The 23,369-nt window shown below is 65.3% G+C and carries 21 protein-coding genes; 3 read left to right on the forward strand and 18 right to left on the reverse strand.

The features are described from left to right. Positions 1-31 precede the first annotated feature (31 nt). The 9 genes from KZ498_RS11170 to KZ498_RS11210 all read right to left on the reverse strand — a co-directional run bounded on the left by KZ498_RS11170 (position 32) and on the right by KZ498_RS11210 (position 14,648). On the reverse strand, positions 32-1,099 hold the full coding sequence (locus tag KZ498_RS11170) for an mRNA surveillance protein pelota (RefSeq protein ID WP_312618887.1): 1,068 nt from the start codon (positions 1,097-1,099) through the stop codon (positions 32-34). A gap of 78 nt (positions 1,100-1,177) precedes the next feature. Then, positions 1,178-1,897: a DUF4013 domain-containing protein gene (locus KZ498_RS11175; protein ID WP_312618888.1), complete on the reverse strand. Its 720-nt coding sequence runs from the start codon at positions 1,895-1,897 to the stop codon at positions 1,178-1,180. A 156-nt stretch (positions 1,898-2,053) separates the two neighbouring features. Then, the gene (locus tag KZ498_RS11180; RefSeq protein ID WP_312618889.1) at positions 2,054-2,755 is read right to left on the reverse strand and encodes a DUF4013 domain-containing protein; all 702 of its coding nucleotides are present in this window, start codon (positions 2,753-2,755) and stop codon (positions 2,054-2,056) included. Positions 2,756-2,917: 162 nt separating this feature from the next. Continuing rightward, positions 2,918-3,949 carry an AIR synthase family protein gene (locus tag KZ498_RS11185; RefSeq protein ID WP_312618890.1) on the reverse strand — a complete coding sequence of 344 codons (1,032 nt, stop codon included), beginning with the start codon at positions 3,947-3,949 and terminating at the stop codon, positions 2,918-2,920. A gap of 42 nt (positions 3,950-3,991) precedes the next feature. Further along, positions 3,992-6,139, reverse strand: coding sequence for a ribosome rescue protein RqcH (rqcH, locus tag KZ498_RS11190; RefSeq protein WP_312618891.1), 2,148 nt, complete (start codon positions 6,137-6,139; stop codon positions 3,992-3,994). Positions 6,140-6,175: 36 nt separating this feature from the next. Then, a complete protein-coding gene (locus KZ498_RS11195) occupies positions 6,176-7,210 on the reverse strand; it encodes an FAD-dependent oxidoreductase (protein WP_312618892.1) in 1,035 nt (344 codons plus the stop codon). Positions 7,211-7,281: 71 nt separating this feature from the next. Then, complete coding sequence (locus KZ498_RS11200; protein WP_312618893.1) at positions 7,282-8,682, reverse strand: CARDB domain-containing protein; 1,401 nt, start codon at positions 8,680-8,682, stop codon at positions 7,282-7,284. Between the two features lie 84 nt (positions 8,683-8,766). Beyond that, complete coding sequence (locus KZ498_RS11205) at positions 8,767-12,594, reverse strand: CARDB domain-containing protein (RefSeq protein WP_312618894.1); 3,828 nt, start codon at positions 12,592-12,594, stop codon at positions 8,767-8,769. A 398-nt stretch (positions 12,595-12,992) separates the two neighbouring features. Continuing rightward, a complete protein-coding gene (locus KZ498_RS11210) occupies positions 12,993-14,648 on the reverse strand; it encodes a tRNA uridine(34) 5-carboxymethylaminomethyl modification radical SAM/GNAT enzyme Elp3 (RefSeq protein WP_312618895.1) in 1,656 nt (551 codons plus the stop codon). A gap of 107 nt (positions 14,649-14,755) precedes the next feature. Here KZ498_RS11210 and KZ498_RS11215 point away from each other — a divergent pair, with 107 nt between their 5' ends. Together KZ498_RS11215 and KZ498_RS11220 are read left to right on the forward strand one after the other, a co-directional pair. Then, a complete protein-coding gene (locus KZ498_RS11215) occupies positions 14,756-14,878 on the forward strand; it encodes a hypothetical protein (RefSeq protein WP_312618896.1) in 123 nt (40 codons plus the stop codon). A 349-nt stretch (positions 14,879-15,227) separates the two neighbouring features. Continuing rightward, a complete protein-coding gene (locus tag KZ498_RS11220) occupies positions 15,228-17,120 on the forward strand; it encodes a methyl-accepting chemotaxis protein (RefSeq protein ID WP_312618898.1) in 1,893 nt (630 codons plus the stop codon). Between the two features lies 1 nt (position 17,121). On the opposite strand, the gene KZ498_RS11225 is transcribed toward KZ498_RS11220, so the two are convergent. From KZ498_RS11225 to KZ498_RS11255, 7 genes are all read right to left on the reverse strand, one after another. Then, a complete protein-coding gene (locus KZ498_RS11225; RefSeq protein ID WP_312618899.1) occupies positions 17,122-17,610 on the reverse strand; it encodes a cupin domain-containing protein in 489 nt (162 codons plus the stop codon). A gap of 40 nt (positions 17,611-17,650) precedes the next feature. Then, complete coding sequence (locus KZ498_RS11230) at positions 17,651-19,870, reverse strand: OB-fold nucleic acid binding domain-containing protein (RefSeq protein ID WP_312618900.1); 2,220 nt, start codon at positions 19,868-19,870, stop codon at positions 17,651-17,653. A gap of 64 nt (positions 19,871-19,934) precedes the next feature. Next, entirely contained in the window at positions 19,935-20,198 is a 264-nt protein-coding gene (locus tag KZ498_RS11235) for a hypothetical protein (protein ID WP_312618901.1), read from the reverse strand. A gap of 26 nt (positions 20,199-20,224) precedes the next feature. Then, positions 20,225-20,872 carry a YIP1 family protein gene (locus tag KZ498_RS11240; RefSeq protein ID WP_312618902.1) on the reverse strand — a complete coding sequence of 216 codons (648 nt, stop codon included), beginning with the start codon at positions 20,870-20,872 and terminating at the stop codon, positions 20,225-20,227. A gap of 274 nt (positions 20,873-21,146) precedes the next feature. Further along, the gene (locus KZ498_RS11245; protein WP_312618903.1) at positions 21,147-21,725 is read right to left on the reverse strand and encodes an NAD(P)H-dependent oxidoreductase; all 579 of its coding nucleotides are present in this window, start codon (positions 21,723-21,725) and stop codon (positions 21,147-21,149) included. 59 nt (positions 21,726-21,784) lie between these two features. Further along, entirely contained in the window at positions 21,785-21,943 is a 159-nt protein-coding gene (locus tag KZ498_RS11250; RefSeq protein ID WP_312618904.1) for a hypothetical protein, read from the reverse strand. Next, the gene (locus KZ498_RS11255; protein ID WP_312618905.1) at positions 21,924-22,094 is read right to left on the reverse strand and encodes a hypothetical protein; all 171 of its coding nucleotides are present in this window, start codon (positions 22,092-22,094) and stop codon (positions 21,924-21,926) included. Before KZ498_RS11255 ends, KZ498_RS11250 begins: the two co-directional genes overlap by 20 nt. Between KZ498_RS11255 and KZ498_RS11260 the strand changes: the two genes are divergently transcribed. Then, the gene (locus KZ498_RS11260; protein ID WP_312618906.1) at positions 22,093-22,392 is read left to right on the forward strand and encodes a hypothetical protein; all 300 of its coding nucleotides are present in this window, start codon (positions 22,093-22,095) and stop codon (positions 22,390-22,392) included. The two genes, KZ498_RS11255 and KZ498_RS11260, sit on opposite strands and share 2 nt — an antisense overlap. A gap of 63 nt (positions 22,393-22,455) precedes the next feature. Here the strand turns inward: KZ498_RS11260 and KZ498_RS11265 are convergent, their stop codons facing one another. Together KZ498_RS11265 and glmS are read right to left on the reverse strand one after the other, a co-directional pair. Then, positions 22,456-22,626 carry a hypothetical protein gene (locus KZ498_RS11265; RefSeq protein ID WP_011223357.1) on the reverse strand — a complete coding sequence of 57 codons (171 nt, stop codon included), beginning with the start codon at positions 22,624-22,626 and terminating at the stop codon, positions 22,456-22,458. 121 nt (positions 22,627-22,747) lie between these two features. Further along, on the reverse strand, positions 22,748-23,194 hold the full coding sequence (gene glmS, locus KZ498_RS11270; protein ID WP_312618912.1) for a methylaspartate mutase subunit S: 447 nt from the start codon (positions 23,192-23,194) through the stop codon (positions 22,748-22,750). Between the last annotated feature and the right edge of the window lie 175 nt (positions 23,195-23,369).

The following is a 23,369-nucleotide window of genomic DNA, read 5'->3' on the forward strand; positions in this document are numbered from 1 at the left end:
CTTCAGAGACACGCTACACGGGCACGCGCACTCAGTCGAGTCGGTACCGCAGTAGCGCGGCGATGCCGCCGAGGTTCGAGAGCTGCTGTCCGGGCGCGAACTCCGCGGAGAAGACGGTCACGTCCCCGCCTTTCTGCTCTGTCGTCTCGATTATCTGGTCGACGTCGATGTCCCAGTCGCCCTCGCCGGCCCGTTCCAGCCGGAGCCGCTCGTCGAGCACGAGCAGCGTCTCGATTGCACCGTAGTCGGCCGCCTTTGCGACTTCCGCCGGGCCGTAGGCCACTTCCAAGCCCGAACCGATACGCTCCATCAGTTCGTCGATGTAGTCGGCTTCCTCGGCGATGCGGGTCTGCTGTTGGACGTCCTCGACAGCGCCGCGTTTGAGCACTTCGTGGACGCCACGGTCGCCGACGGCCGAAGTGTCCACGACGGTTATCTGTTCGGCGATATCGGGGATCTCGTCCCGGAAGTGGTCGAGCGCATCCTGCTTGGTGAAGCCGGGGCCGGCGAGGATGTAGGCGTCCACGTCCTGGCGTTCGAGTACCGACGCCAGTTCGTCGAACAGCTCCTTCCGCGGGCGGGCGTACTCGCCCTTGCCAGTCGTCGAGGTGATAGTCGCTCGTTCCTCGGTGCCGTACTGGGCGACGGTGTGGACGTGGGCCTCGCCCTCCTCTACGGTCGCGATTGCCACGTCGGGGTTCTCCGTCGCCTCGACGGCCTCCTCCAGGCGGTCGGCCTGGTCGGGTTTGAGGTGTTTCTCGACGGTGAGTTCGGTGTGTTCCTCGACGTTGAGCGTGTGGTGAAAGCCCAGCTGGTCCTCGCGGGAGCAGTCGACGATCTCGCCGCCGACGCGGAGCCGGTTGGCGAACTTCGCGAACTCCACGTCGGTGACCTCGATCTGTATCCACATCGGCTCGCGCTCGCCGCCCTTGTCCCGGAGGGTGTCGTCGTTGCGCTGGATGCGCCGGGTCGTGTCACCGGAGACGAGGTCCCCCGGCTCGATGACATACGAGAGATGCCAGAGGTCGTCCAGCGTCTCGGGGACCACCTCGATTCGCTGTGCCCCTTCGGCGGTGGTCTCCTGACTCTGTATTTGCATACTGAAGCGTCCGCCTCAGGGACACAAGTGTTCTGCCATTCGACACGCCAGTCGGGTCAGAACCGAGCGTCGGCCCGGTCAGGCGACCGAGCCCGCGGCGGGCGTCTCGGGTTCGGGTCCGACGGCCGGGACCTCCTGCATTGCGGTCCCGATGGCGTACGCGCCGGCGACGTTGCCGAAAAACGAGACGAACGGGATCAGGACCGCGCCGATCACAGTGACCGAGGCGACCCCGCCGATCAGTTGTGCGCCGATAGTGACGCCGACGGCGACCAGCCACGCGACGGCGTAGATCTGAGACCCGACAATCGGCCGCAGCGTGCCGGGCGAAAACGCCGCCCCGACGCGTCCGGTCACTGCGTACGCGGCCACGGCCGCGGGGAGGAGATACGCCGCGCCGAGCGAGACCACGAGAGTGACGGCGACGACGACGAGCGCGAGGAGGATGCCGCCGACGGCGAGTCCCGACGTCGGCTCACCGTTCGCCGTCGTGACCACAGAGAAGGGCAGGACGAACGACGCGATTGCGAGGCCGACGACCACCAGCGGGACGAGCGAATATACCAGTGAGATCAGGAACGCGACCAGTCCCTCGACCAGCAGGTCGCCCCACTCGTCGAACACCGGCGGCACCTCGTCGTCGCCGTCGCTCACGGACCGAATGACGCGAACGAGATAGCCGTACACGAACAACACCGGGATAAAAAACACCCCCAGTAAGCTCAACACACCGCCGATTAGTATCGTTTCGACCTTCTGTTCGCCGTTCCAGGGGTACCGGATTGCGTCTTCTAACATGGGGACTCCGTCACTGTGAAGATCAGGGGGCAGGCTCCGATAGTCTAATCAGTCCAGTGACGAGTCAGTTTTTCGGAAGCTGTCATATAAATCTACACTCCCGGAGCGAAACGACGGGAGGGAAAAAGGAGGACTCGGGGCCGCCGCGTGTCTCTATCAGGCCGCGGGCTGGGCATCCGGCGTCTCGTCGCCCGCGTCGAGGACGGGCATGTCCCGCACGGCAGTCCCGATAGCGTAGGTCCCCGCTACGTTCGCGTAGAACGTCACGAAGGGGGCCAGCAGTGCGCCGATGACGACGGCGTTCAGGACGCCGATGATAACACCGGCGACCAGGCTGATACCGAACGCGACCAGCCAGCCGGTGGCGTAGGTCCGACTGAAGGCGTATTGTCGGAGTTCGTCCGGCGCGAACGCCGCGGCGATGCTGTCCGTGCGAACGTAGGCGACGACTGCGGCCGGGAGCACGTACGCCACGGCGAGCGAGATCACAGTCACCGCGAGCGTGGCGGCGAGGACGATGAGGCCGACGGCCAGTCCGGTTCCGGACCCGCTACCGCCCAGACCCAGGGTCGCACCGCTGGCGAACACCGCCGCGAGCGCGATGACTGCCGGGACGAGCGAGTAGGCGAACCCGATCGCGAACACCTTCAGGCCGTCCATGCCCAGGTCGCCCCAGTCGTCGAACACCGGCGGCTCGGCCTCGCCGTTCAGTACCGACCGGAGCGTCCGGACGATGTAGCCGAGAACGAAAAACACCGGCACGACGAGGAAACTCAGGAACAGCAACGCGCCCCCGATGGCGATGGTTTTCACTGCGCTGTCGCTTTCCCGCGGATACGTTATGGCTTCTTGGAACATGATGGTACTCCGTGACAGCGGTCCGGCCGACGTGAGCGTTCCCACGTCGGTCACGACGAGATGTCACATTGATTTATAATACTACTTACAAGTATATATAGGGGTATGTGGGCCGTGCTGACAGTCGTACCCAGTTCCCACAGTCGACCAGATCTCAGCGTATCACTGCTGGTCGACGGTGCCGTCCGCGGCCGCCTGCAAGCGCGCGAACGCCTCCCACGAGGGATCGGCTCCGGGGTGTGACTGCCGGGTGCCGTCGACGTACAGCCCCGTGCCGTCTGTCACCTCGCCGACGACGGCGGCCGGCGTCCCGCGAGCCTGGAGCGACGCGACCACGTCGTCAGCGTCCGCGGGGTCGACAGCGGCAAGGAGCGTCCCGCAACTGCTGACGTGCCAGGGGTCGATGTCGACGGCGTCACAGACAGCCTCGACGCCGTCGGCGACCGACACCGCCTCGCTGTCGACGTCGAACCGTGCCGACGCGCCGTCGGCCATCTCGATGAACGCGCCGGTGATGCCGCCCTCGGTGGCGTCGTGCATCGCCGTCACCGTCCCGGCGTTCGTCGCGGCCATGGCGTCCTCGACGAGAGCGGTGTCGGCCAGGCGCTCCTGTGCGGTGGCTGTCTGGTCGGGCGACAGGCCGAGTTGCTCCGGGAAGAGCGTCGCGAACAGGCCCGCGACCTCCGCACCGGGACCGGTCCCGACGACCAATCTGTCGCCCGGCCGCGCGCCGTCCGGCCGGACGATGTCGTCGTGGGACCCGACGCCAAGCACCGTCGCGCCGCCGACCCAGGAGTAGTCGACGCCCGAATAGCGGGCGGTGTGGCCGGTGACGACGCTCACACCTACTTCCGCGGCCCGTCCGGCGAAGCCGTGCCACATCGCCGCCAGTTCGTCGTCGGTCATCTCGGGCGGGAGCGTGAACGTCACGGAGAGGTGCGACGGCGGGACGCCGGAGACGGCCACGTCGGCCAGGACCACGTCGAGCGCGAACCGACCGGCTCGCTCGAAGCCCAGGTCCGGTAGCACAGACAGCGGGTCGGTGGCCGTGACGAGTGCCTCGCCGCCGACATCGATGACGCCGAAGTCGATACCGTGGGTCGGTCCCAGGGTCACGTCCTCGCGGTCCGCACCCAGCTCCGGGTAGATGACGCTGTCGAACAGTTCGCGGTCGATCTTCCCGAGGTCACCCATGCAGGCCACCACCTCCAGCCCGAACGCGCTGTCCCGGCATCGTCACTCCTCGGTCATCCGACTGCCGCCGGGTGGCAGGAACTCCTGTATCAGATCGGGACTTGCGACCTTGCGGACGAAGGACTCGTCCGCGAACCGGGACCTGAACTCCCGGTACAGCCGCTTTGCGATGTCGTTCTGGGCGTACTGGCCCGGTTCGACGGTGATGCTCGTCGCCGCCTGTCCCTCGATGGCCGCCGGCGGGCCGCCGATGACCCGCGTCTCGTCGTCGCAGGTGATGCCGACGGCGACGCCGACGGGCGTGTCCTCGAAGTACGTCCGGTCGCCGCGGACGGCGAAGCCGCCCTTCTCCAGGTACTCGCCGCTCTCGGGGGTCTTCGACACCTGGTCGGGGTCGACCATGTAGACGTCGCCGGCGAACTTCCCGTCCTTCCAGACCGAGGAGTACGAGACGGCGAACTGCGCGGCCTGGTCCAGCGAGGACTGCGGGAAGTCAACGTCCCTGGACGGCTCGCTGGGGCCGGTGGCTTTGAGCACCGTGACGGGGCCGCCGTGGGCCTGGGCGTGGAAGAACTTGTCACCGCCCTCCAGGTACTTCTTGACCAGTTCCTCGTTCTCGTCGGCGTCCCGTCCGCCGATGACGAGGAAGCCATCCGAGGTGTGGAACCAGCGGAACTGCTCGTACCAGCGCTCTGTCGACCGGGTGGGGATGGACTGCATCGAGAGCCAGTCGGTCGGTTCGTCCTCGCTCTCGCCGGCGTCGTCTTCCGCGTCGTCGGCCTCCCACTCCTCGCGGCGTTGCTTGACCGCTTCGAGGTCCTCGCGGGTGTTCTCAATGGCGGCGAGCGCACCCTCTTTCTTCTCCTCGATGCGTTTGGCCTCCGTGTACAGTTCGTCGGCGTTCTTCTCGACGCCGGTGAAGGCGTCCACTGTGACGCGTGTCCCCTCTATGTCCAGCGTCACCGTCCCCTCGCTTCCGTCGAGCGAGACGACCGCCTCGGCGGCCGCGATGCCGCGGTCGGCTCCCTCCGCGAACGTCGCCTCGATGTCGTCCCAGGACACGTCGTCCTCGCGGGCGGCCTGGACCGTCGAGAGCACCTCGTCGACGAGGTCGTAGTTGGCGTACAGCAGTTCGGCCTTCTCCCGCTCGGCCTCTGCGTCGGCCTCGAAGTCCTCGATAGCACCCTCCTGCTGCTGGATGATGCGTTTCTGTTTCTCTATCTCGGCCTCGAAGTCCGGGCGCTGGGTCTCGCCGCCCTCGACTTCTTCCTCCCGCTGGAAGTTGAAGAAGTAGTCGTCCAGCGCGGGGTTGAACTCGGTGAAAGACTCGCTGTAGAGTTGTTCGTACTCTTCCAGCGGAATCGGCGTCACGTCGACGCGCCGGCGGTTCGGTTCCTCGTCGGCCTCCGTACTGCCAGCGCCATCGCCGTCCTCGAGCGTCTCGTAGTACACCCGCGGGTCGACGTTCCCCTCGCGCAGCCGCGTCCCCATCTGGTCGACGAGTTCGTACAGCCGCTCGAAGTCGGACTCCTCGAGCTCGTCGACGGCGACGTTGTAGTCGATGCCGGCGCGGGTACACAGCTCCTCGCCATACAAGCCGCCGAAGTTCAGTTGCGTTGCCAGCGTCCGGACGAGGTCGGCGTCCGATTCCTCGATGCGGGCGACGAAGCCGTCGTAATCGACGGTCATCGGGTTGAACCGCGCCGAGGGGAACTCGTAGGGCGTTCCCGGCGCGACGGTCCGTGATTTGAGCCGGACCGTCTCCAGACAGTCGATGACCTCGCCGTACTCGTCGAGGACGGCGACGTTCCCGTCGCCGAACAGCTCCGCGACGATGGTGGTCGAGGCGTCCTCGCGGTCGAACTCCAGTTCGATGATGCGGTCGAACTCGAACTGCTCGACGCGGACGAGGTCAGCACCCGACAGCCGGTTCCGGAGCATCATCGCGAAGTCCGGCGGGCGGCCCGGCGCGTCGGGGACGTGTGCCGGGTCGGCGGCGTGGGCGCGCTTGACGTCGCCGACCTCGATGAGGAACTCGACGCGTCCGCGGTCGAAGTCCCGGAGCTTCAGTCTGACGAGGTCGTCCTCGGGGTAGAGGTACGCCTTGTCGAGCTTCGCGCCCTCGTAGCCGGCGAGTTCGCCCTCCAGGGCGGCGAGGTCGACGCTCGTCAGTTCCCGCTTGTGGTCCATGTCGGTGGCTGTCGGCGGGCACCCAAAGGCGTTCCGTTAGCCGCTGTCGGCGATTGCCTCGCCCGTCTCCAGTCCGTTCCGTATCGCCGCGTGGAGTCGGCCCTCCCCGGCCACCCAGTCGCCGGCGAAGTACAGGTCGTGGTCGGCCGCACGCGACAGAAGGCCGTGGTCGACTCCGCCCTCCGGCTGGGAGTAGCGCCAGTGCTGGTGGTCGGTCCAGTCCGGGTCGGCCAGCCGGTCGTCGTCAAGCAGTCGGGCCGTCCGCGTCGCGATAGCGTCGATGAGCGTGTCGGGGTGGTCGTCGTAGTTCGCAATCGACCACGGTTCGTTCATCTGGACCAGCAGCAGGGACTCGCCGTCGGGGACGTGGCCGTCCTTGCACTCCTCGCGACCGATCCAGCCGATGTCGTGGTCCTTGTCGCCGTTGACCGCGGCGTACCACGGCACGTCGAGTTCGAAGGGGTAGTGCAACACTCCGGCGATAACCGTTCGGTAGGGGACCGCAGCGATACCCTGCCGGAATTCGCGGCAGTCGTCGTGGTCCCACCGTGACTGCCCCAGGAGGTCGGCTGTCTGGGGCGCTGGCGGTGTCAGTAGCGCGGCGTCGAAGTGGCCGAGGTCGGCCCCGTCGTCGTCCTGGAGCCGCCAGCCGTCCTGTTGTCGCTCCAGGCGCTCGACCCGCACGCCGTTCTCCAGGCCGGCGTCGGTCTGGTCGAACAGCCGCTTTGCAACCTGTGTAATGCCCGTCTCGTAGGTCCATTTGTGTTCGTCGGACTCTCGACCGACGTCGATTTCGCCGGTCCTGTCGAACGTGTACACCGGTTCGTCGATGTCGACGAGCCCCTCGGTCGGCAGCGTCTCCGTGACCAGCTCCGTCACGCGCTCGTCGTCGGACTTGAGATAGTTCGCCCCGTACTCGTACGTGCAGTCGCCGTGTCGCCGAGTCGCGGCGCGCCCGCAGACGCCGCGGCTCTTCTCGAACACTGTCACGTCGACGTCCTCGTCGTGGAGCGCGTACGTTGCCGCCGCACCGGCACCACCGGCACCGACGACTGCGAGGTCACGAGCCATACCGGATTGTCGGACGGTACGAGTAAAAACCCACCACACAACCAGTTCGGACCGCCAGCCCGCAGTCCGATTCAGCGGTCCCGCCGGTGTCGGAGGCCCCGACGCGTCCAGCCGATGGCGGCAAGGACCGCAACAACTACGCCCACCTGTGCGAGTGAGAACCCTGGGCCCTGGGCCGCGGTGGTCGCCTCTTCGTCGACGCCAGTGGCCGAAACGGACTGGTTTTCCACCGTGAGCGGGCCCGCCGTCACACCGTTGACCCGAACGGTTCCGTTGACCGCCTCGAACTCGGTTTCGACGACTGTCTCCTCCTCGGGGTCGAGCGTCACCCGGTTCGTTGCCACCGGTTCGCCGTCGACTGTCACGGTCAGCGTCTCGTCGACCGTCCGCGACCGGGGATTCCGGACTGTCGTTCGCACGGTCGTGTTGAAGCCGGACCGAACCCAGTCAGCCGACAGCGACGCGTCTGTGATGCGAAGCGTCCCGCTGCTGTCTGCACCTGATTCGGGCGTGTCGGTCGCCGTCGGCTCCTCGGTTCGGACCGGCTCGGTTCCGGTCGCATTGTCGGCCGGAGCGGCGCCGCCCGACGTCTCGTTCAGTGGCGTCGTCTCCTCCTCGGACGATGTCCCGGTCCCGTCCTGGTCATCGGCTTCGGCGTCATCCGCTTCGTCGTCATCCGCTTCGTCATCATCCGCATCGTCGTTGGCCCCGTCGTCGTCCGAATCGTCGTTGGAGTCATCGTTGCTATCCCCATCGACGTCGGATTCGTCGTCTGCATCCGCATCGTCTTCCTCCGTCTCTTCGTCACCCTCCGGATCTTGCACAGTTAGCGTCCCGATAGTGACATCGTCGACGGCGATAGACTGCTCTCCAGGCTCGTCGGGAACGTATTCGAACGTCACCTCCTCGCGAGCACCGGGGTCGATCTCCTCGATCGTTCGTGTTTCGACAGTCGTTCCATCGGCCTGTAGCGACACCTCGTGCGTGTCGCTGGTTTCACCGGTGTTCTCGACGGTGGCTGTTGCGTCGACGGTCTCGCCGACCTCGACTGTCCCCTCGTCGAGGTCCGCACGTACCACCTCGAACGAAGCCGGGTCGTTGACGGTCAGTGTCCCTGCGTCGACCCCGTTGACCGACAGGTCGTACCCTCCTGTGGCGGCCGGTTCCACGGCGAAGGTGACGTCTCGCGTCGAACCGGCATCGACACTGAGGTCGCTTGTCTGTGTCACCGTCCCGTTACGCGTCAACTCTGCAGTGAACGTCCCGCTTCTGTTCCCGTTGTTTTCGACGGTCGCTGTGACCTCGGCCGCCTCTCCCTTCGTGACTGTCGTCGGGTCGACAGTCGCGTCGGTCACCTCGAAGGCCGCGCTATTGCCGGCGGCTGTGATATCATCGGCAGCCGCCAGTGGCGAAGCCGCAATACCGCAGAGAGCCACAGCAACGGTAATAAACAGCACACGTACCTTTTCCATGGCCGGGATTTATCGAGTAAAGCATTAGTTACGTATGAGGCAACGTCACGGTAAGCCGCTCCTTCTGCGGACGCGGAGCGGAACTCAGCGCCGGCGTCGAAGGCGAGCGACGACCGCGACCAGCGCGAGTACCAGCGCGACTAGCTGGACGGTGAAGCCGGGCCCCGACGCAGCGGTCGTTTCCGCGGCTGGCTGGGCGCCCCCACCGCTTTCGCCGGTGTCGTCGGTCCCGGACGTGCCTGAACCCGACCCCGTTCCGACACGCAGGTCGCCGGCACTGACGCCGTTGACCGCGACTGCCCCCTCGACGGCTTCGAACTCGACACTCACAGTGGTCTGTTCGCCGGCAGCGAGCCGGACCGCTCTGGAAGCGACGGGGTCGCCGTCGACGGTGACTGTCAGCGTCTGCTCGACGGGTTCGTCGGTCGGGTTCTGGACCGTCGCCCGCGCCGACGTGTTGAACCCGGCCCGGACCCAGTCAGCCGTCAACGACGCATCAATAACGGCGAGTTCGGCGGGTGTCGGAGTCGCCCTATCCGAGGACGGGGTAGACTCCTCAGCGACCGGAGAGACGACAGCGATAGTCGATAGACGGGGCGACCTGGCCTGAATAGACCTGTTCGTCGCGTTGACGGTGCTGGGTAGCTGGCTCCAGGTCCCGTTGTTGTACTGGAACACCCGGACGTCGTCCATCGACCCGGTAGCCGGTAGCGCGGACTCGTTGAGCCGCAGGGTGTAGGTCGCCCGGCTGATGGCAGACGCGTTTGCGCCGGAGGTGACGGTCACGTACCCGCGCACACCGTCTTCCTGGATCGCAGCCATGTCGTTCGGCGTGGCGTGCGGGCCCAGCATCGTCGTGTTGAATCCGTCGCTCTCGTCTGTCACGTCGAGCGAGAGTCGAGCGAGGGTAAACGCCGGCGCGGTCTCGGACGGTCCGGAGCGGTTCAGCGACTGGGAGACCGTCGAGTTCGCAGCGTTCGCAGTCACCCGGAGAGCGACACCGTTGTCGAGGCGGGACTGCGAGATAGCCGGGGGTTCTGCGCCGCCACCGGTTTCGGTCTCCTCCGGTTCATCGTCGAAGTCGAATCCGCCGCCACCGCCGCCACCGCCGCCACCGCCGCCACCACCGCCACCGCCGCCACTGCTTCTGGCTTCGACGGAGAGCGTTCCGGCGGTGGCGTTGCCGATAGAGAGCGACCGGTCGCCCTCGCTGTCGAATAAGATGGTGAAGGTGACAGTTTCCGTTTGACCGCCCGCGACCGGCCCGACGGATTTGGTTTTGAGCGGTTGTCCGCCCTCGGTGAGTTCCGCGGTGTAGCTCCCGCTTTCCGTACCGACGTTCCTGACGGTCGCGGTCACGTCGACCGACTCACCGGTTTCGGCGGAAGACTGGCTCAGTTGCGCGTCCGCCACCTCGAAGGTCGCTGGCCTGAAAACCTGCACCGTGCTGACGCGCTCGCCGTCGAGGTCGATGGTGTAGTTGCCGACGGCGCTGAACGTCCGCGTGAACGAGACAGTCGTCGATTCGCCGGGGTCGAGTGCCACTTCAGTCGAGTTTACCTCCTGGTCTGACACCGTCAGCGGCACCTCGTAAGTCCCGGCCCGACCTCCGGTGTTCGTCACCGTGGCGGTCACCTCGACGCTGTCGCCCTGTTTTATGAGCGGCGAACTCAGTTCCTGGTCAGATGCCGGCGAACTCAGTTGCGCGTCCGCCACCTCGAAGGACGCTGGCTCGAAAACCTGCACCGTGCTGACGCGCTCGCCGTCGAGGTCGATGGTGTAGTTGCCGACGGCGCCGAACGTCCGCGTGAACGAGACGGTCGTCGATTCGTCGGGACCGAGTTCCACCTCGGTCGTGTCCACCTCTCTGTCGGCCACCGTCAGCGGCACCTCGTAGGTCCCGGCCCGACCTCCGGTGTTCGTCACCGTGGCGGTCACCTCGACGCTGTCGCCCTTACTCACGTCCCTCGAACTCAGCGTCCGGTCGGATACCTCGAAAGTTGCCGGCTCTTCGACTGTGATAGTCCGTGTTCGTTCTCCAACCGCGAACTGGTACGTGCCGGCCTCATCGAACGTGTGTACGTACGTATCCGTCGCGGATTCACCGGGTGCCAGGTCGAAAGACACCGCGCCGACGGACTCCCCGTCAACGGAGGTACTGTTGTCTTGCTGTCCAGCAACGCTACCGGTGTTCTCCGCGGTAACGGTCAGTTCGACTGCTCCACCCTCGACAACTGTCGTCGTATTCCACTCGGCCGCAGTCAGCTGAATATCGGGCTGGCCGACGGTCAGCGTGCCGGCGGATTCGCCGTTGACCGTGACCTCGTACTCCCCGTCGCCTATATAGCCGCCGTCCCGGGTCTCTAACACGTATGTCGTGGTTACGTTTTCCGTCTGGCCCGGCCCGATGGTCAGCGAGTCGGTGCCGATGACCGTCACTTCCCGCCCGCCGACCTCGACAATTATTGGGACTGTTTCCGTCGTAAAGCCCGTGTGCTCGAAGACGACCCACAGCTCGGGTTCGGGCGTTTTCATCTGCTCCGTATCGATTTGCTCGTCGATGAGCCCGGCGTCCCGTACCTGAATGGCCGGCGGTCCGGCCCCACCGCCGTCGTCCTCCGATTCGACCGTGATAGTCCGGGTCTCCTCAGTAGTGCCGAACTCGAACTCCCCGGGTTCGTCGAACGTGTGCACGTACGTGTCCGTCCCGGACTCGCCCGGTTCCAAGTCGAAAGACACCGCATCGACGGACTCCCCGTCGACGGATACCTCGATATCACGTTGCCCGGAGACGACGCCCGTGTTCTCCGCAGTGACGCTCAGTTCGACAGCCTCGCCTTCGCTGATTGTCGTCGTGTCCCATTCGTGGTCTGTGACGGTAATATCCGACTGCCCGACGACCAGCGTGCCGGCTGATTCGCCGTTGACCGTGACCTCGTGCTCGCCGTCCTCGATATAGCCGCCGTCGCTGGTCTCCAGCACGTAGGTCGTCGTTACGTTTTCTGTCTGGCCCGGCCCGACAGTCGCCTCGTCGGTGCCGATGACTGTCACCTCCTGCCCACCGACTTCGACGGTTATCGGGACTTCACCCGCCCTATCACCCGTGTTCTCGAACGTGACCCAGAGGTCGAGTTCCGGCGTCTGCATCTGTCCCGTGTCGGCTCGCGTGTCGATCAGCCCGGCGTCCGCTACCTGAATGTCCGGCGGCCCGGCCCCGCCGCCGTCGTCCTCCGATTCGACCGTGATAGTCCGGGTCTCCTCAGTAGTGCCGAACTCGAACTCCCCGGGTTCGTCGAACGTGTGTACGTACGTGTCTGTCCCGGACTCGCCCGGTTCCAGGTCGAAAGACACCGCATCGACGGACTCCTCGTCAACGTAGGTGAAAATGTCTCGCTGTCCGGCAACCACACCGGTGTTCTCCGCAGAGACGCTCAGTTCGACGGCCCCGCCTTCGCTAACCGTCGTCGTGTTCCATTCGTGGTCTGTGGTAGTGATGTTCGACTGCCCGACCACAAGCGTCCCGGCGGATTCGCCGTTGACCGTCACTTCGTGTTCCCCGTCCTCGATATAGCCGCCGTCGCTGGTCTCCAGCACGTAGGTCGTCGTTACGTTTCTCCGTTCACCGGGTTCGACCTCGACCTCCTCGGTGCCAATGACGGTCACCTCCCGCCCACCGACCTCGACGGTTATCGTTTCCTCCCCCTCCTCGTCACCCGTGTTCTCGAGCGTGACCCACAGGTCGAGTTCCGGCGTCTGCATCTGCCCCGTGTCGGCTCGCGTGTCGATCAGTCCGGCATCCGACGTCTGGATGTCCGGTCCCTCGAATGTCTCCGTCTCGTGATTGGACGCAGCCACGACGCCCGGCCCGAGCATCGAGGCCGTCGGCACCATGACCACAGCGAGTATTGTCATCGCTGTTAGCCACAGGCCCGTAATCTTACCCATGGGTGGGTCGATGGCAGTATCGCAATTAGTTAGCGGGAATGAATCAACGAGTAAGGTAGTATTATCGTGTTTTACGCCCGCTACCGGCGGTTCTTCAGTATTAAGGGCTCCAGTCCGCCATTATTGATAAAGCCCCGTTCGACAGCACTGGCTCACCCCGTCGGAGTGTGGGCATACATATAGTCACTCAAATGAGCTCAGGCCTTTCACCCCACCGACCGTCTGCCGCCGTGCGACGAGCGTGACTCCGTTCAACCAGCCGTCTGGCGGCTCGTCTCTGCAACGACGGTCTATCGAGCCGGGCACTCACGCTCGAACAGGACTCCGGGCAAGTTCGGGGCGGACCGTCGTCGGTCTGACGGCTATCAGAGCCGCTTGCTCACGTACGGCCCGTCCTGCTTGTACCCCAGTTTCTCCCGGTAGTACTGCCGGACGCCGATCCCGGAGATGACGGCCAGCTTCGGGAAGCCGGCGTCTCGGGCCAGCGCTTCCGCTTTTTCGAGCAGTTTCTTCCCGTAGCCCTTGTGCTGGTGGTCCTCGTCGTCGCCCTGCTGGCCGACGCCGACGGCGTTGCCGTAGACGTGGAGTTCGCGCACGATTGCGGCGTCCTGTAGCTCCCGGCGCACCGGGTCGTTGGGGAAGCGGAGCCGACAGAATCCGACGAGCACGTCGTTGTCGAAGTCCTCGAAGGAGATGAAATGTTCAGTGCCGCCACAGGCCTCGTAGGTCATCACGCCGAGTTCGATGTTCTCGGCGACATCGTCGCTGTGTCCGGCCTCCCGACAGCGGATGCAGTCACACGTCCAGCCGTGCTCTTCCATCCGCTTCCAGGCGAGCTGGCGGAGGTTCGACTTCCAGACCCCGCCCTCGATGAAGTCAGCCGGGATATCCCGCTGGACGCGCTGGAGGCGGGTGTAGCGGGGAATCATGTCCTTGATTTCGGCGACCAGGTCGGCGGCCTCGTCGTTGTCTAGCGGGTCGAACTCGTCTTTGCGCCACCAGTCGTAGGTGACGGTCCCCTCGACGATCAGCGTCGGGTATATCTTGAGGTAGTCCGGCCGCCAGTCGGTCCCCTCGAAGATACGCCGGAAGTCCTCCAGGCACATCTCCCTGGACATTCCGGGCTGGCCCGGCATCATGTGGAAGCCGACCTTGAACCCAGAGTCGCGCAGGCGGCGGTTCGCGTCGATGGAGGCCTGAATCCCGTGGCCGCGGTGCATCTCGCGGTTGATGCGCTCGAAGGTCGTCTGGACGCCGACTTCGACTTTCGTCCCGCCGAGGTCAAGCATCCGGTCGATCTGTTCGGGGTCACACCAGTCGGGCTTCGTCTCGAACGTCGTGGCGACGTTCCGGACGTCGGCGGTCTCGTTCTCCGCGATGACGTCCTCCAGATAGCGGAACTCGTAATCGTCCTCGGCGAAGCTCACGTCCTCCGCGGGCGTCGGCTCGGCGTCGGCGTCGAAGTCGTTCATCGCCTCCAGGGCCCGCTTGACGAACCACTCCTGGTAGTCGTGGCTCCGGGCCGTCATCGTCCCGCCCATCAGGATGAGTTCGGCCTTGTCGACGGGGTGGCCGATCTCACGCAGTTGGTTGAGCCGGAGCGTGACCTGGCCGTAGGGGTCGTAGTCGTTCTGTTCGCCGCGTGCGGCCGCGGGCTCGTGGCCGGTGTAGGACTGGGCGGAGGAGAACTCCGAATCCGGGCCGCCGGGACAGTACAGACACTTCCCGTGTGGACACCGCTCGGGCGATGTCATAATCGCGATAGGAGAGACGCCCGAGGCCGTCCGAACAGGCTTGCGCTGGAGGACTTCCTCTAGGACCTCGCGGTGTTCCTGTGGCGCGTAGTCGAGCAGTTCCGAGTTTTTCGGCACTTTGGGCGCGGAGTACTCCCGGCAGACGTCGATCTTGGCCGATTCGACGTCGTCGCGCTCGACCTCGCCCGCGAGAATCCGGTCGACAAGCTCCGCACACACCTGCTGGAAGGTCTCTGTCTCGTCTGGGTCCGGCGTCTCCGTGCTCATCGGCGTTGTGCGAAATCGGCGTCTCGGCCGAATAAGCGTGTCGCTCGGGTGTCGTCAGCGACGGGGACAGCCGTGAGATTCATTGGGCTGTCACACCAAGCGACGGTATGAGTGGCGAAACGGACGACACCGGGAGCCCCGACCGGCCGACCTTCCGCGGCTGCGTGTTCTGTTACGGCGCAGAGTGGGCGTACTACGGCGTGAAGAAGGCAACCCGGTCCGTCTCATAGACGGATACGTAGCGGGACCGGGGGTGGTCGGTAGCTAGTGGGCCTCTGGAAACAACTCCTGAGCCGTCGAGTCGTCACCGCAGACACCGGACCTCGTTATCTCGGTTGATAGGTCAATACTGGACTGAAATCCCCGTCGGCAATCCGCTGGGTCGTGTGCGACCCGTCACATCGTGGCCGCCCGAGAGCGGAAACGGAAACAGAGTACGCTCTAGGAGGGACGACTACGTCTCCGGCCACGAGGGGCGCACCGAGCGACGACGGCGTGAAAAGTGCACGGCGGTACTGCAGTTCCAGGATTGATAATCCGCACGAAAGGGTTAATTTGCGGTACTCGGACCGTTTTTACATGGCTCAATCCACGGGAGACGTGGGGGACACAATCGGCGGCGATCCGAGCGTAGCCGAGCGGTTGGAAACCTTCGTCTCCTATATCCCGGACGGTTCGACAATCCCGGACAAACAGTGGCGCAACCGACACCGGAGTGTGGTGCTCGTGACGTTGCTGCATATCCCGTTCCTGTTCGGGCTTGGCATCTACAGCGGGTCGACGCCGATAGCTGAAGCGCAAATCCCTGTCACTGCCTTGCCTCGAATACTGTTACTCTGTGGGGTTATCTTCACCCTGTCTGCAGGGAGCCTCATCGCTCAGTTCCCGCGACGTGTCAGGACAATCCTCTCAGTCACGGGGGTGTTCGTGTCATCGCTGGCTCTCGTCCAGTTCTCCGGCGGCTACATCGAAGCCCACTTTCACTTCTTCGTCGGGATGGCGATTGTTGCCGTCTACGAGGACTGGGTCCCGTTCCTGTGGGGACTAGGATATGTGGTTCTCACCCACGGTTACTTCGGAACCATCGACCCGAGCCGTGTCTACAATCACACGGCAGCAATCGACAACCCATGGGTCTGGGGGCTCATCCACGGCGGGTTCGTCCTGATGCTGTGTGTCGCCCTCGTAAACAACTGGGTGTCGACCGAGCGGTCACGCGAGAAATCCCGAGTGCGTTTCGAAGAGGCCGAACAGCGTGCCTCGGAGATCGACGACCTCCAGGCCAAACAGGAGGAGATAGAGCGGAAACGCGCCGAGGCGAAGGAGGCCCGTGAGAAGGCGGAGGAGAAAATGCAGGCAGTCGAGCGCCAAAACACCGAACTTCAGGAGACGGCCAGCAGATTCAGCCAGGCGATGGCGGCCGCTGCCGACGGTGACCTGACGGTTCGTGTCGACCCCGACGGGGCCGACAACGAAGCGATGGCCCAGATCGCCGAGTCGTTCAACAAGATGATGACGGAGACAGAGACGGCAATGGAGGAGATACAGACGTTCTCACAGGAGGTTGCGTCGGCGAGCGACCAGGCCACGGCCGGTGCCGGCGAGGCGACCGAAGCCAGCGAGGACATGAGCGAATCGATCCAGGGCATCGCCAGCGGGGCGGCCGAACAGCGGGAGATGCTCGAAACCGTCTCCGGCGAGATGACCGACCTGTCGGCGACCGTCGAGGAGGTGGCCGCCTCCGCCGAGACCGTCGCGGAGCGGTCCCGCGAGACGGCCGAAATCGCGGACGCCGGCGAGGAGACGGCACAGGAGGCGATAGCGGGGTCCCGGGAGGTCCAGGCAGCCATCGACTCGACGGTCGAGAACGTGGAGCGCTTAGACGAGAAGATGGCCGAGATCGGCGACATCGTCGAACTCATCGGTGACATCGCCGAACAGACGAACATGCTGGCCCTGAACGCCAACATCGAGGCCGCGCGTGCCGGAAACGGGTCGGGCGGCGACGGCTTCGCCGTCGTCGCGGACGAGGTCAAACAGCTGGCCGAGGAGACCCAGGCATCGGCGACCGAGATCGAACAGCTCATCGAGGAGACCCAGGCCCAGACCGAGACCACGGTCACGGAAGCGCGGGGAGCCAAGCAGGACATGCAAGCGAGTACCGAAGCCGTCGAAGACGTCGTCGACACGTTCACGCAGGTGGCCGAGAACGCCGAGGCGACCGACGACGGGATTCAGGAGATCAGCGACACGACCGACGACCAGGCCGCCACGACCGAGGAGGCGGTGTCGATGGTCGAGGAGGCCGTCGACATCAGCGAGGCGACCGCCGCGGAGACCGAAACCGCGTCCGCGACTGCACAGGAACAGGCCGCGTCCATGTCGCAGGTCAGCGCCAGCATCGAATCGCTCGCCGACCAGTCCGAGCGGCTCCAGACGATGCTGTCGGAGTTCGAAGTCGGCAGCCGGTAACTTACTCCTCCCAGTACTCTTTCTCGGCGTTGCTATCGAGATACGTCGACAGCGTCCGGTCGGTTTTCTCGCCGCCCGGGGCCGACCCCGCGTACAGCCCGACCATCTCCCGGTCGGGATAGACAGTGATGTCCGGCTCTTCCATCGTCGAGACCATCAGCAGTCGTAGTTCGGACTCGTCGGCTTCGATCTCGTGTGCGCTCTCCTCGCCGGCCGGGAGCGCGACGTAATCACCCGGTTTGAGGTCGTGCTCGTCGGCATCGGGGCCGAGCCAGAGTGTTCCCGTGCCCGCCCGGACGAATATCGCCTCCTCGTTGCCCTCGTGGTAGTGGCGCACCCAGAGGCGCTTGCCCGGCGGAACGGCATAGAGGCTCGCGCCGAGTTTCTCACCGCCGGCAGCGTCGCCCAGCTGCTTTCGCCTGAACGTCCGGTCGCCGTGTTCGTGGTCGGTCCAGTCGAGGTCGGCTTCGTTGACGGGGCCGTCGCTCATGACCGAGCAGACAGCCGGCAGACAAAAAAAGTTCCCTGCGCTACAGCTCTTCGGCCAGCACATCGAGCGTGGCGTCGAGGACGGCCGGTCGCTCGCCGGCCAGATAGCGGATGGTCCCCTCGCGGACGCTCCGGGTCGCGACGCCGCCTTCGGGCACCCGTTCGCGGACTTCGCTCACCAGTTCGTGCAGGTCCAGGTCCCCGTCGGCGCGGACGTACATCGTGTCCGTCGAGATGCCGAGCACGGCGTCGCTCTCGTCGCGGACGGCCCGGTGGAGTTCATCGAGCAGGAGCGACTCCGGCGGGAACTCGTACTGGTGGGTAAAGGCGTCCGTGTCGAGCACGGCGATGTCCACGCCGTCGACGGTCCGGTGGTCCAGGTTGGCCCGGGCCGTCGAGACCTCTTCGTCGACCTTCTCGCGGAACTGCTCGGCGACGTGGCCGGCCAGGCCGCCCACGTCCTCCTCGTCGTCGCCGAACACGAGGTCGGTGATGAGTTCGCGCTTGTCCTCGTAGGACTGGTAGTGGGCTTCGAGCGCGACGGCTTCGCGGAGCTCCGAGACGGCGGCCTCGTCGTAGCCGGCCTCGTTTGCGGCCGCCAGGTACGGCTCGGGGATGTTCTCCCAGAAGCTCACCGCCGGGAGGTGCTGCAAGTCGTCGCGAACGTCCTCGTTTACGTGTGCGGCGACGTTGGCCGCGAGCGCCGTCGAAGTGGTCTCGGAAACGGTGTCGGCCGAGGGCGAGACGACGGCGTCGACCGTGTCGACGACCGCGCCGTCGACGTCGATGTCGTCGATGACGACGCTCGGAGCGCCGTAGACGTTCAGCAGGTCGAAGCCGTCGAGACTCTCGCGCGTGCCGCCGGCGGCGACGAAGACGAACAGGGGGAGCTTCTCCTCGTGGCGCTCCCGGTTGTCGAGCATCGTCGTCGTGTCCTTCGTCGCGTCGTCCATGTCGTAGACGCCGCCCTCGATTGGGCGGCGGTCGAAGTAGTGGTACTTCGCGTCGGCCCGGCGGTGCTGCTCGGTGACCAGCGGGAGCGCCGCCCGTTCGAGCGCGCTGCCGGCGAGATAGCCGTCCGCCGTGTTGGCGTGGCGGACGATGACCGGCCGGTCCGTCAGCACTGCCTTCCGGATCTGGGTCGCCGCTTCGACCAGTTCCTCGGAGAGGGCCGCGACAGCCGTGTCCTCGGCGAGCGGTTCGACCGTGTCGGGTCGGGCCTCGTCGTCGAGGGCGTCGGCGAGTCGCTGTTCGACTGCCTCGCGCTCCTCGGCTTCGAGCACGTCGAGGTCCTCGGTCTCGACCTGCAGTTCACCGCGGCGTTCGCGGACCTCACCCGTCAGTCGGGCGTAGTCGTTTTCTTCCACCTCGGGGTAGGCGCGGACGCCCGCCTCGACGAAGGCCGCACAGTCGACTGTTCCCGTCTCGTCCTGGAGTTCGAACACCGTCGGGCCGGAAGTCTGTCGGATGCCGACGACTTCGCCCTCCAGTCGAACGTCCGAACCGACGTGGTCCTCGAGGTCGCCGATAGCCGCGGCGACCGGTTCGGCAGCGGTCGCTTCCGCCGTCTGCTCCTCGGTGGTGTCCTCGGCGGCCTCGGACTCGGCGGCGACAGCGGAGTTCGAACCGCCGTCGTTGCCGCCGACGGCCGCAGTGCCTTCGACGCGGTCGGCGTCGCCGGTCCGGCTTACCGAACCGGCGCTTGCGGTGGTCTCCGACTCGGCCGAATTCGAACCCGAACTCGGATCGTCGTCCGTGGTGGAATCGTCGTCGCTCTCGCTTGCGGACTCGTCGGGTGCAGAGTCGGACGCCGCCTCGTCAGAGCCGCCGTCGGACTGGGAGTCCCCGTCGTCTTCGTCGTCTTCGTCGTCTTCGTTCTCCAGCAGGACGGCGTGGCCGATCTCCGGGTCGTCGACGAGGACGCCCCGGAACTCTCGCTCGGACTGGCGGATCGACCAGCCGAGGTCGACGTTGCCGTTGTCCCGCACGTTCTTGACCTGGACGTAGACGGTGTCGCCCGGTTCCCAGTCGAGGGAGTCGAGCCGCTGGTCCAGTTCGCTCCGGTGGAGCAGCCCCGTTACGCTGTCGCCGATGTCGACGAAGACGCCGAACTCGGCGAAGCCGTCGACACTGCCGCGGTAGTAGCGGTCGACCGATAGCTGGTCGGCACGCGAGCCGCGGAACTCGAACAGGGCGTCCTCCTCGTGGAGGTCACAGATGCGTCCTTCGACAGATTTGCCGCAGATGATACACGAACCCATTACACGGTGCAAGCATGTCGGGCCTAAAACGGTTGTCGGATTACGGACGAGCTAAACCGGTCCGCTAATCGAACAGCTCGCTCTCGTCTTCGAGTAGCTCGAGCCCTGTAGCGACTGCTTTCGCCTGTTCCGGGAACAGAGCGACCTCGATTTCGCTCCCCTGTTCGTCTTCGAAGGCAATCTTCACGCGCTTGTCGCCGTACTCGCGAACGTCGACGCCCTCCACGTCGTACATCTTGATGGTCGCTTCCTTGTTCGACGGCCCGACGCTCTTGAACGCTCCGTCCTTGAGTTCCAGCATGAACTGGTCGATGTCGATACTGAGCATCGTGCGAACACGCACGCGGACAGACCCTAAAACCCGTAGTCGGCGACCAGCACCGAGAGGGCCTGGAAGCCCCGGAAGCCGTAGCCGAAGATGATCGCGGCGGGAAAGGCGCCGACCACTGCGGCGACCGGGAGCCGCACGTTGTGGACCACAGCAGTGCCGAGCAGGTACAGCCCCGCGCCCCAGGCGGTGACGAGCACCCGCACCTCTGGGCTGGGCAGGCCCGCCAGCAGACAGGGGGCCATCGCGTAGCACATCACCTGGACGGTCTCGCTCACGCCGGCGCGGTCCGACGCGACAGGGAGCACCGAGAGGGGGAGCAACAGCAGGGTCTGTAGCGCCGCCGTCAGATGCACCGTCGCCGGCGTGACGAACACGAGGATAGCAAACAGCGCCAGCACCGCGACGCCGGGCGAGAAGCCCGCAATAGCGGGGTAGTCGAACGGCCCAGTCGATACGAGCCCCCGCTCGGCCAGCCTGACGACGGCGTAGCGGCTCACCTCCTCGAAGAGAACCACCGTCGCCGCGAACACCAGCCCCGGGGCCTGGTCGCCCGGCGCGACGCCGGTGCGGAAGAACCGTCGCGGGCGAGACAGTATCTCGACCCACGCGCGCACCAGCGCGGTTGGCCCCCGGTCACGGCCACCGGTCGGATTTTCGACCCACTGAGTCACGACAGGACGTAGGGTGTGGGTCGGTTTGACCGTTTCCTTCTCTCGGCCAGCGGAGGCTCAGGGCTCGGACAGGCACAGCAGTTTTGCGGCTAATCGTCTGCTCCTGCGACGCAGATGCTCACGGCTCGGACACGCACAGCGGTCCTCCGGCTAATCATCTGCGCCTGCGAAGCAGATGCTCACGGCTCGGACACGCACAGCGGTCCTCGCGGCTAATCATCTGCTCCTGCGGACCGGACGCTCACGGTTCGGACACGCGGGGCGGTCCTCACCGCTAATCGTCCGCTCCGACGTTCTCCGTACTCTCGAAACACGCCGGGTCCGGCTCGATGTTCGCGTACTGGACCGCTTCCTCGCCGAGGGTCGCCACGCGTTCGTCGATGTCGGCGTCGGTTATCCGCCCGTCCGCGACGTAGTTACGCGCCTTCGGAATCGCGGCCTGATGGGGGATGACCCAGCAGTTCAGCGCCCGGCAGACCGAGCGGAGGTGTTCGAGCGCAGTGATGGGAAAGCCCCCGCCGGCGACTCCCAGCAGCCCCACCGTCTTGTGCTCGAACTCGTCGAAGCCACAGTAGTCGAGTGCGTTCTTCAACACGCCCGAGTACGACCCGTGGTACACTGGCGTGCCGAGCAGGATGGAGTCGGCCGCGTGGACTCTGTCGGCGAACTCGACGGCGTCACCGGCCTCGCGGCGGTCGGCATCGAACACCGGCAGGTCAAACTCCCGGAGGTCGAGCAGCTCCGTCGTCGCCCCTCGCTCCTCGGCGGCAGCGAGCGCGCGCTCGATGCCGACTCTCGTGTAGCTCTGGTCTCTGAGACTCCCGACGACACCGACGACGTGTGGTCCGGTCATGGTCGGACTATGGAGCGGGGCCGGTATATGAATGTGGAAACTGCCGGGTCGGCGAACCGCTATCCTCCGCGATACTCGTCAGTTACTTCGATGGGGTTCACCCCGCCGTCGGGAACGCGGTACGCCGCGACCACGGAGCGGTCCGCGTCGGGGGCGCCCGTCGTCTTGTCGACGCCGTAGCCGACGTAGGTGCAGTCCTCAGGGGTGAAATTGACCACGGAGACCCCGGTTGTGGCTGTCGAAGAACTCGATGTGGGGGTCCATCGCGGTGACGAGTTTCGTCAGCAGCGGCTCCGTGGGCCGACCACGCAAACTGCGGGTGAGATGAAGCGCCTCGGCGGCGTTGAGCGACGTGATAGCGGGCGCCATGGACCGACGCCGATGCGGTCGCCCTGCGCGAGCTTTCGAAGGCGGTATCCGCGAACTCGTCGGCGGTCGTCACCTTCACGCCCAGCGACGCCCCCGGGTCGAAGCGGTCGGGCCGACCTGCGTCCGGAGGATGACGCCCGACGGCGTCAGCCGCCGCCGTCTCGCTGACCCACATCGCGGGGTCGTGAGAACCCAGTTCCGAGAGGGGTTCAGCGTGGTCGTCGGTCCCGCGTGCTGGTTCGTCACGACCGCCGAGCCCTGGCTCATCCGAATGCCAACTGGTTCGGTGCGTGACTAGATCCGCACTTCGGCCGGTGGGCCGGGCAGTTCACCGCCGGGTCGCCGGCCCGGGACTACTGGTTTAGTTGTCGTGGTACACGTACAGCAGGTTCGGATACGGGATGTACGCGACCCGCTCGAGCCCGCCGCCTCCGACCTCCTTCTTCAGGTGGACGCCGTTCGAACCCTCGACGACGTCGTGGATGTTCTTTATCTCGGTGCCGTCACTGAGCTCAGCTGTCATGTGTGACATTATGAACCATACACGCTCCGGTCGTAAAGCAGCCCGGACTACGCCACAGTCGATGTCCGTAGCTGAGACTGTCCCGGGTTACAGCACGACAGAGTGAGCGACTGGAAAGACAGTCCGTGAGTCAGGAACCGAGCTGGATTTTCTCGGACGACGCCTCCTCGCGCGAGCGGTGGCCGAGGTCGGCTTTCAGCGCCTCGATAGCCTCCTCGGGGTCGGTCTCGGAGTCGAAGACGCGGTCGAAACCGAGCGCTTTGAACGTCTCTCGCGTCTCCTCGAAGGAGTCCTGTCCGACGGCGAGATTGCCGCCGATGTACGTCGTCACGTCCAGTCCTGCCTCGTTGATCTGCTGCTGGAATCCCTGACAGTCCTGCTCGGCGTGGCCGTACAGCGACGACACGAGTATCGCCTCGGCGTCGTGTTCATCCGCGGCCTCGATGAACTCCGACTGGGACGACTGGACACCGAGGTTGACTACGTTGAACCCCGCCGCTTCGAACGCTCGTTCCAGAATGGTGATTCCAACGACGTGCGCGTCGGAGCCGACGACACCGAGGATGACTGTCCTCATACAGGACCACCAAAGCGCGTCACCTACATAAACCTAATGATAAACCATTATAGATACTGAGAACCGTTCACAATGTCGAAGGGATGGATATTAGCCACGATAGCACAAACCAGTCGACAGACACTCAAGCTATGGTGCACGACTCGTTCCAGCGTTCGATGGATTCCGCGGGGAA

It is taken from the genome of Haloarcula sp. 1CSR25-25 (assembly GCF_032027985.1).
Classification (GTDB): domain Archaea; phylum Halobacteriota; class Halobacteria; order Halobacteriales; family Haloarculaceae; genus Haloarcula.

Excerpts from the sequence above, each read along its gene's own strand:
- KZ498_RS11200 (WP_312618893.1), bottom strand. The coding sequence starts at position 8,682 with ATGGAAAAGGTACGTGTGCTGTTTATTACCGTTGCTGTGGCTCTCTGC.
- KZ498_RS11265 (WP_011223357.1), bottom strand. The coding sequence starts at position 22,626 with ATGTCACACATGACAGCTGAGCTCAGTGACGGCACCGAGATAAAGAAC.
- glmS (WP_312618912.1), bottom strand. The coding sequence starts at position 23,194 with ATGAGGACAGTCATCCTCGGTGTCGTCGGCTCCGACGCGCACGTCGTT.
- KZ498_RS11260 (WP_312618906.1), top strand. The coding sequence starts at position 22,093 with ATGGACCGACGCCGATGCGGTCGCCCTGCGCGAGCTTTCGAAGGCGGT.
- KZ498_RS11255 (WP_312618905.1), bottom strand. The coding sequence starts at position 22,094 with ATGGCGCCCGCTATCACGTCGCTCAACGCCGCCGAGGCGCTTCATCTC.
- KZ498_RS11175 (WP_312618888.1), bottom strand. The coding sequence starts at position 1,897 with ATGTTAGAAGACGCAATCCGGTACCCCTGGAACGGCGAACAGAAGGTC.
- KZ498_RS11220 (WP_312618898.1), top strand. The coding sequence starts at position 15,228 with ATGGCTCAATCCACGGGAGACGTGGGGGACACAATCGGCGGCGATCCG.
- KZ498_RS11195 (WP_312618892.1), bottom strand. The coding sequence starts at position 7,210 with ATGGCTCGTGACCTCGCAGTCGTCGGTGCCGGTGGTGCCGGTGCGGCG.
- KZ498_RS11215 (WP_312618896.1), top strand. The coding sequence starts at position 14,756 with ATGAGTGGCGAAACGGACGACACCGGGAGCCCCGACCGGCCGACCTTC.
- rqcH (WP_312618891.1), bottom strand. The coding sequence starts at position 6,139 with ATGGACCACAAGCGGGAACTGACGAGCGTCGACCTCGCCGCCCTGGAG.
- KZ498_RS11185 (WP_312618890.1), bottom strand. The coding sequence starts at position 3,949 with ATGGGTGACCTCGGGAAGATCGACCGCGAACTGTTCGACAGCGTCATC.
- KZ498_RS11210 (WP_312618895.1), bottom strand. The coding sequence starts at position 14,648 with ATGAGCACGGAGACGCCGGACCCAGACGAGACAGAGACCTTCCAGCAG.
- KZ498_RS11245 (WP_312618903.1), bottom strand. The coding sequence starts at position 21,725 with ATGACCGGACCACACGTCGTCGGTGTCGTCGGGAGTCTCAGAGACCAG.
- KZ498_RS11225 (WP_312618899.1), bottom strand. The coding sequence starts at position 17,610 with ATGAGCGACGGCCCCGTCAACGAAGCCGACCTCGACTGGACCGACCAC.
- KZ498_RS11170 (WP_312618887.1), bottom strand. The coding sequence starts at position 1,099 with ATGCAAATACAGAGTCAGGAGACCACCGCCGAAGGGGCACAGCGAATC.
- KZ498_RS11230 (WP_312618900.1), bottom strand. The coding sequence starts at position 19,870 with ATGGGTTCGTGTATCATCTGCGGCAAATCTGTCGAAGGACGCATCTGT.
- KZ498_RS11180 (WP_312618889.1), bottom strand. The coding sequence starts at position 2,755 with ATGTTCCAAGAAGCCATAACGTATCCGCGGGAAAGCGACAGCGCAGTG.
- KZ498_RS11205 (WP_312618894.1), bottom strand. The coding sequence starts at position 12,594 with ATGACAATACTCGCTGTGGTCATGGTGCCGACGGCCTCGATGCTCGGG.
- KZ498_RS11235 (WP_312618901.1), bottom strand. The coding sequence starts at position 20,198 with ATGCTCAGTATCGACATCGACCAGTTCATGCTGGAACTCAAGGACGGA.